Raw genomic sequence first — 7,317 nt, 5'->3', positions numbered from 1 at the left:
TGCGATACAAGCGGTGTCACCAGAGACTGGTGAGAGTACCTTGTACCGAGGGGTTGTAAGCCTTTATCGATAGTTATAAAGAGAAATACGCGTATTATGGGTTTTAAGAAGTTAATGGCTGCCCTGCTTCTCAGCAGTGTAGCCCGAATAGGTGTAGCAGAAGATATCGCCTATCTCGGTGTCGCTGATGGCTATTGGGAAGTGTGGCTAACGGATACCAGTGGTGAGATTTCAGAACAGTTAACCGAAATTAGGGCTGATGTATCTCGTATTTCCTGGTATCCGGATGGCGAAAACCTGTTGGTGAATCTACACGATGGCAGGCTTTATAAGCTGAATATTCGCACAAGGGCCTTAAAGGAAATCAAGGCACCAATGCCTAATATCCTTGATGCGGTTGTCAGTCCTAAAGGAGATAGCTTTACTTTTTCTCTAAGTACTTCTAGCAGTATCGATGACAATGATATTTATGTTTATCACTTTGCCACGAAAAAGCTAGATAAACTAACATCCATGCCACGTCTGCAACATGAGCCCAGCTGGTCTCCAGATGGAAGATATGTCTATTTTCTTTCCGGAGATGGCGGCCAGGTTCATGACATTTGGAGGGTAGGGGTTAAAACACGAAGCACTGAGCAATTGACGGTTAGTTCGCTCTATCACTTTGACCTCGCAGTTAGAGATGATGGCGTGATCGCCTATTCTGGGAATAAGTCTGGTAATTATGAAATTTGGCTTAGGCAGCCTGCCGGCCAGACAGAAATGCTAACTCAAAATCCCGCATTAGATGCCCGTCCGAGCTGGTCTCCAGGTGGGGACCAATTACTCTTCCACTCAACCCGTCAAGGCGGGTTGAATATCTGGGTTTACGATATTCCAACAAAGTCCCTACAGGCAATTACCAAGAATCCTGAAGGTGCACGACATGCTGTTTGGGCACCGCTAAAAGGGAGACGTTCATGAATAAACTGGGTTGGATTCTCCTCCTTGGTTTGGCAAGTTCTTTCACGCAGGCACTTGAAGTAACTCAAGTCAGAGCCGAGAGCCAGGCTTTTGATCCCGAATTAGGGGAAAGTGCAAAAATACATTTTTCCATTGATGAACCCGCAAGCGTTTCTCTGAATATCTATGACGGACGTGATCGCCTGGTAAAGCAAGTAAAGCAGGAAGAACTTGCGGCCGGAGAGCATGCGCTGAGCTGGAATGGAATGGATCTGAAAGGCCGTGTAGTACCACCCGAGGCCTACAGCTACTCCCTTACGGCAGTCAATGCTGAGCATAATGTGACTCATGACTTAACCGATTTAACCGGTGATGAAATAGTCAATGTGAGTGATGTGCGTTGGGATAAGGAAACCGGTTTAATCCATTATCATCTTGAGAGACCGGCACGGGTCAGTATTCGTATTGGGCTGAAAGAGGGGGGGCCGCTCCTTCGAACCCTGCTGGATTGGGCACCTCGTCCAGGGGGAACTCAAGCAGAAGTCTGGGATGGATGGGATGCATCTAATGCACTGAGGGTCAATGCGCACCCAAAATTGAATCTGGCAGTGACAGCTTACTCCCTGAATGAAAATATTCTGTTGGTAGGAGGGAAGCCTCAAAGTGTTGCTTTTGCAGAGCTGACAGAAGAAAACAGCCGCAAAAAAGTAGAAGTGCGTAAGCACAATAAGCGGATGTACTTTCATGCGGACCAGCCCCTGGAAACGCGCAGTGATTTTGAGACTTTCTTAACGCTGGGCATGGATGCAGAGAAAGATGCAGAAGGGCGCTGGGTGGTTTCCGGAAGCGTTCCTGTACGGCTGAATGTGGCTAAAAAAGATAAGGAAAGGCTGCTAGAGCGTCGATTCGAACCTGTGTTTTACGTCGATGGCACTTTTGCTTTTGAAACTGAGGTGGGTTTTTTACCTATGACCTGGCACTGGGACACCTCAAGCGTCAATGAAGGGGAGCATTACGTTACGGTGAATGTTCGCGGTTATGAGGGTAACTTTGGCACGGCAACCCTTAAATTTTGGGTGAAGCGCTAAATAGACACGATTTTTTAAAGGGTGTTGCGTAGCCAAGTGTGCCTTTTTCGCTTACTTGGCCAGCGCATCAATGGATTGCGAATGAATTGAAAGGTATCTTTTCAAAATGAAAGCAATAGCAATAATTTTTGGGGTTCTATTTTCGTTTAACGTAGTGGCTGCAGACAAAAAGGCCCACACGCGCTTTAAGGAACTGGAACAGATACATTCAAGCGAGCGCAATGCGGCTCAACAGTTGGAGCTTGCTCAGTACTATTATCGTGCCAGAAAACTGGAAAAGTCCTATCAGCAGGTGGACCTCCATTTACAGCGCGAACCAAAGAGCGAGGAAGGGTGGCTGCTGATGGGAGATATCTGGAAAGAGTGGGGTCAATGGCAGCAGGCTTTGGAAGCTTATGATCTGGCCGCAGAATTGAACTCCTCAAGGGCAGACATACATCTTCGTCGCGGACAGGCTTTCGAAAACCTGGGCCAGCAAGATAAAGCTGACCAAGCCTATGCCCAGTATACGTCCTTAATGAGTCGTTAAAGATTGGTCTTTAACGTATTAAATATACACCATTGAAAATTAGTGCATTCAAGAAGTGTGCAATAGCAACCTTAATGATGGTTAAAGGCTGCATCTTGCTTTGCAGTAGATTTAGAAAAGGATTACAAGATGACCAGTTGGGGGAATTTACGCACAGCCTTTGTGGGGCTGTGTGCAAGTTTTTTATTGCACGCCGCGAGTGCGCATGACTTTGGTGGTAGTTCTGCGGGTGACCCACCTCCTGGCCCACCAGAGCCACCGTCTTGTGAGCGTAGTTCAGGTCAGTGTTGTAATAGTGGCGGTGGCTCCGGTAATGGCGATGGGGGAGCTGGTGGGAGTGAAGATGGGGCCGTAGGTGACCCTATTCACGCTTTCGATGGTAGTTTTTATTTGAATGATACAGATTTAGAGGTAGGCTCCTACTATCCTATCCGTTTGGTACGTCGTTTTGATAGCCGTTCCCAGTTTGATAGTGCTATTGGGTATGGTTGGGCATTTGATCATGACCGCCGTTTGTTCGAATATCCAGATGGCTCCGCTTTAATACGCTCAGGATGCGGCCGTCGCAATACTTTTGTATTTACAGGTGGTGCTTATGTGACACCAAGGGATGCTCCGCAGGGTACACTAACTGAGCATGCCGATGGCAGTTATACATTTGAATATGCTAATGGCAACCGTGATAAATTTGATGCGGATGGTCGTTTGGTATCTATCTTTAACAAGAAAGGTCAAAGCCATCAATTGACCTATGACGAGCGTGGCCGCTTGCCGCTCGTTGGAACCTCTCCCAACAGTGTCGATCCAGATAATCCTATGGTAGTGGCCTACCAGCCGCGCCTAACTCGCATCGAAGAGAGAGGGGCGGATGGTGGACTCACTGGTGCAGCAGTCGATTTTTATTACAATGAAGATACTGGCCGACTAACCCATGTAATAGCCAGTGATGGGCGCCGTATAGACTATAGCCATGATGAGTTAAATGGCGCAACTCGTGGTAATTTGCTGGAGGTTTCAGGTCTGGACAGCTACCAGCATAGCTTTAAATACGAAGATGCCGCTGATGCCAACCGGATTACTGGTCTGCAGCGTGGTGTTGAAGGTGCCTGGGTAACCAATACCTACGATAGTGATGGTCGGGTAATCAAGCAGATTGAAGGGCAGAATACCATTGAGCTGGATTACGTAGAGACTGGTACAACTCAGATTACCGAGACTGTTAAGACTATTAGTGGAGAAGTGTTAGATATTCGCAATAGTACTTTTATCTTCGATGAAGCTGGCTATCTGGTACAGCGTAATGATCCCCTGGGTAATGAATATCGTCAAGTGTATAACGACGCTAAAGATCGGATTCGTACAGAGTATTGGGAAAAGCAGGGGGATGACTTAATTCTACTCACAGCCACTGACTATACCTATAATGGTCAAGCCCAAAAAACCAGTGAAAATACTACTCTTGCCAGTGGTGAAGTAATTACGCGAAGCTGGGCTTATGACCACGGCTGGATGACGAGTGAGGAGACGGTTTCCAGTAAGGAGCCAGGCAAGGTATTCCGCACCGAATACACTTTTATACGAGATGCGCAAAACCAGCCGATTAATATCGCCAGCGTCAGGCAACGTAAAGATGATAATAGCTACGCTATTACCACGTATACTTATTGTAACGGTGAGGCCAATTGCCCGGATAGCGCACTAATCAGGCAGGTAGACGGCCCTCGCACGGATGTGCAGGATATCGTCACCTACAGCTACTATGATACGACAGATTTTAGTGGTTGCGACAACGGCGGTAACTGTTACCGTAAAGGTGATCTCAAAAGGATCATAAATGCCCTGGGGCATAGTCAGGAATTTCTGACTTATAATGTAGAGGGTAGTGCAACCCAAACTCGTGATGCTAATGGCCTAGTAACTACTTATAGTTACCATCCGCGTGGCTGGCTATTAGAGAAGAGAGTTTTAGGGGCTGATAGTGATAGTAGTGAAGACGATCTTGTTACCACTTATGAATATGACAGCCGTGGTAATGTCACTAAAGTCAGTGAGTCAAATGGTAATATTCAGCTATTTAGTTATGATGCACGCAACCGACGTATCGAGAAGGAAGATGCTGAGGGAAATAAGACTAAATATACTCTTGACTCTCAGGGTAATAAACTGGTTGAAGAAACTTATGATGGCGAAGGTAATCTTAAAAGCAGCCTGAGCCAGTCTTTTGATGAGCTTAACCGTACTAAGCAGATCCTTATTGCTCAGCAACAGACTACGAACTTTAGTTATGATGCTATGGATCGTATGATCTTGTCTACCGATGCTAACGGGATTAATACCCAACTAAGCTATGATGGTTTGGGCCGCTTAATACAAGTTATAAAGGACTCCAATAGCTTAGCGGTTAGTACACAGTTTGGTTATGATGCCTTAGGTCGCAAGACAGAGGTAATAGATCCCCGCGGAAATAGTACACGCTATGAATATGACTTAGCGGGCAATCTGACCAAGTTAATCAGTCCGGATACGGGAATAAGTAGCCATACTTATGATCCTTCAGGAAATCTTATATCCAGTACCGATGCTCGTAATATTGTAAGAAATTTTACCTACGATATTCTCAATCGCCTTACCGGTATCAGTTATCCTGATAACCCTTCTGAAAATGTAACCTTTACTTACGACGACACCTCTGATGGTAATAATGGAGTGGGACGACTTACAGGTTACAGTAATGATGCTGGATCATCGATGCTTACTTACGATACTTTGGGACGTATCACTCAACAAGACGATGCTATTGCCAGTTGGAATTTTAGAACCCTGTACAGCTATGACAGTGAAGGACGGGTTTCCAGCATTACTTACCCCTCTGGTCGCATTGTCCGCTATAGCCGCGATACATTCGGACGTATTAGTGCAATCACCAGCCAGGAAAGTGCCGAGGCAATAGCACAAACCATTGTGAGTAATGTTCAGTATGACTCTCTAATGGGTATTTCGTCTATGGAGTATGGCAATGGAATTACCCAGAGTTATAGCTATGATCAGGCTGGACGCTTGCAAGCGATTAATGCGACTGGTATCGGTGATATTCAATCGCAAGTCTACAGTTATGATCAAGTCAATAATGTGACTAGAATCGTCGACAATCTTGAAGCTGATAAAACCAGATCCTTTACTTATGATAATCTTCGTCGGCTCACTGATGAAAACTATCTGGAGAGGAAAAGTAGCTACCAGTACGATCCTGTAGGTAATCGTACACAGCAAACTTCCACCGAATTAGATCAAACTACTGAGGTTACTTCATATAATTATGAGGGTGGCTCCAATCGACTTACTGAAAAAGCTGGAAAGGCTTGGGTAATCGATGCGGTTGGTAATACCATTAGCCATAGTGATGCCGCTTATCAGTATACTTATAATCACGCAAATCGCCTGAGAACTTACCGTGAAAATGGTGCACTATTGGGCACATACTATTACAACGCCCTTGGACAAAGAGTGCGTACTGATAAGGATGAAGATAGCCTGTTGCACTATAACCTAAATGGTCAATACTTGAGTGAAACCAATATCAACGCTGATGGCAATACTATTAAAAGCCAAGTAGATTATATATATTTAGGTGATATGCCGGTCGCACAGGCAGAAATTCATTATAGTGAGGGCGATGTTTCGAGCTCGACGATAACCTACTTACATAGTGATCATTTGAATACCCCACGGATCGGCACTAACGATAATACAGTCGTATGGCGCTGGGATAGTGATGCTTTTGGGCACTTGGAGCCCAATATGGATCCAGATGGGGATCTTAAATTGATTGAGGTCAATTTAAGGTTTCCTGGACAAATCAAGGGAAGAGAAGCTCCGCACTATTATAATTACTTCAGGGATTATGATCCGAATAACGGTCGATACCTACAAAGTGATCCAATTGGTTTGAATGGCGGATTGAATACTTTTGCGTATGTTGAAGGCAATCCTTTATCGTTCATCGATCCCAAAGGGCTCTCTGTCAAACGCTTGGGCGATTTGTATGGTGATATGATTAATCCTTTTGCTCCAGGCTGTGAGGAGCCTATATGGTCCGGTGGCTACATCGTTGGCTGGAAACCTTGCGAAAAACCAGATGATCCTGGTTGCTCAGGAGATGATAAGCAAAAAGATGGTTGGGACGACTATAAAAAGAATGTCGAGAAGTTTAATGATGCACTTCAGAAGGATTTCCCTGACCCCTCTCCTGCAATCGAAGATGCCCTTAAGGAGTTGCAGACAGCTTTTGATGAGGTTGACCGAAAATCAGAAGAAAATATGAAAGAGTGTGGTGAAGCAATAATTGAGTGGTGTGCTCGCTTGAAGGGGACGAACACATTGAGTAAAAACGCTTTTGGCATGGCAGCATGTATTATAAGCGTTGGCTCAGTTCATCCGCACTGTGATCCTGGTGCCACTGAAGAAGAGAGGGAGCGATGGAGAAAACCGAATTGAGAATGACATAAAATTAATAGAGTAATATTTTGAATTCTGGTTTCTAACTATTAATCGAGGCAGCTAAAAAGTTAACGAGTTGGTGTGGTACAAGGATGTGCCACGACTGGCTATGAGTCATAAATTGGATTAGTTCAGACCAAATCTGACACATCCTCTTGAAAAAGAGGGGTTTACCAGTTTTGATGAAGGTGCCTAAGCCTAAAAGCAAAACCAAGGATAAACCCCATGATCCATACTAATGATCGCATCATCAAACACAAG

General features: G+C 45.2%; 4 protein-coding genes. All 4 read left to right on the top strand.

What is annotated here, in order from left to right; genetic code table 11:
• Positions 1-96: 96 nt before the first annotated feature.
• Positions 97-963 (top strand): TolB family protein, encoded by an 867-nt coding sequence (locus ACCI49_RS22755; protein ID WP_371841523.1) that lies wholly within the window; start codon positions 97-99, stop codon positions 961-963.
• The gene (locus ACCI49_RS22750; RefSeq protein WP_371841522.1) at positions 960-2,030 is read left to right on the top strand and encodes a FlgD immunoglobulin-like domain containing protein; all 1,071 of its coding nucleotides are present in this window, start codon (positions 960-962) and stop codon (positions 2,028-2,030) included. Before ACCI49_RS22755 ends, ACCI49_RS22750 begins: the two co-directional genes overlap by 4 nt.
• A 106-nt stretch (positions 2,031-2,136) precedes the next feature.
• A complete protein-coding gene (locus ACCI49_RS22745) occupies positions 2,137-2,559 on the top strand; it encodes a tetratricopeptide repeat protein (RefSeq protein ID WP_371841521.1) in 423 nt (140 codons plus the stop codon).
• 129 nt (positions 2,560-2,688) lie between these two features.
• Positions 2,689-7,053 carry an RHS repeat-associated core domain-containing protein gene (locus tag ACCI49_RS22740; protein WP_371841520.1) on the top strand — a complete coding sequence of 1,455 codons (4,365 nt, stop codon included), beginning with the start codon at positions 2,689-2,691 and terminating at the stop codon, positions 7,051-7,053.
• The last annotated feature ends 264 nt before the right edge of the window (positions 7,054-7,317 follow it).

The organism is Microbulbifer epialgicus (assembly GCF_041447265.1).
GTDB lineage: Bacteria > Pseudomonadota > Gammaproteobacteria > Pseudomonadales > Cellvibrionaceae > Microbulbifer > Microbulbifer epialgicus.
The sequence above is the reverse complement of the archived record's forward strand: the minus strand, read 5'-3'. Positions and strand labels throughout refer to the sequence as shown.

What these genes read in the sequence shown, in the direction of transcription:
- ACCI49_RS22755 (WP_371841523.1), top strand. Translation starts at nt 97, where the DNA reads ATGGGTTTTAAGAAGTTAATGGCTGCCCTGCTTCTCAGCAGTGTAGCC.
- ACCI49_RS22750 (WP_371841522.1), top strand. Translation starts at nt 960, where the DNA reads ATGAATAAACTGGGTTGGATTCTCCTCCTTGGTTTGGCAAGTTCTTTC.
- ACCI49_RS22745 (WP_371841521.1), top strand. Translation starts at nt 2,137, where the DNA reads ATGAAAGCAATAGCAATAATTTTTGGGGTTCTATTTTCGTTTAACGTA.
- ACCI49_RS22740 (WP_371841520.1), top strand. Translation starts at nt 2,689, where the DNA reads ATGACCAGTTGGGGGAATTTACGCACAGCCTTTGTGGGGCTGTGTGCA.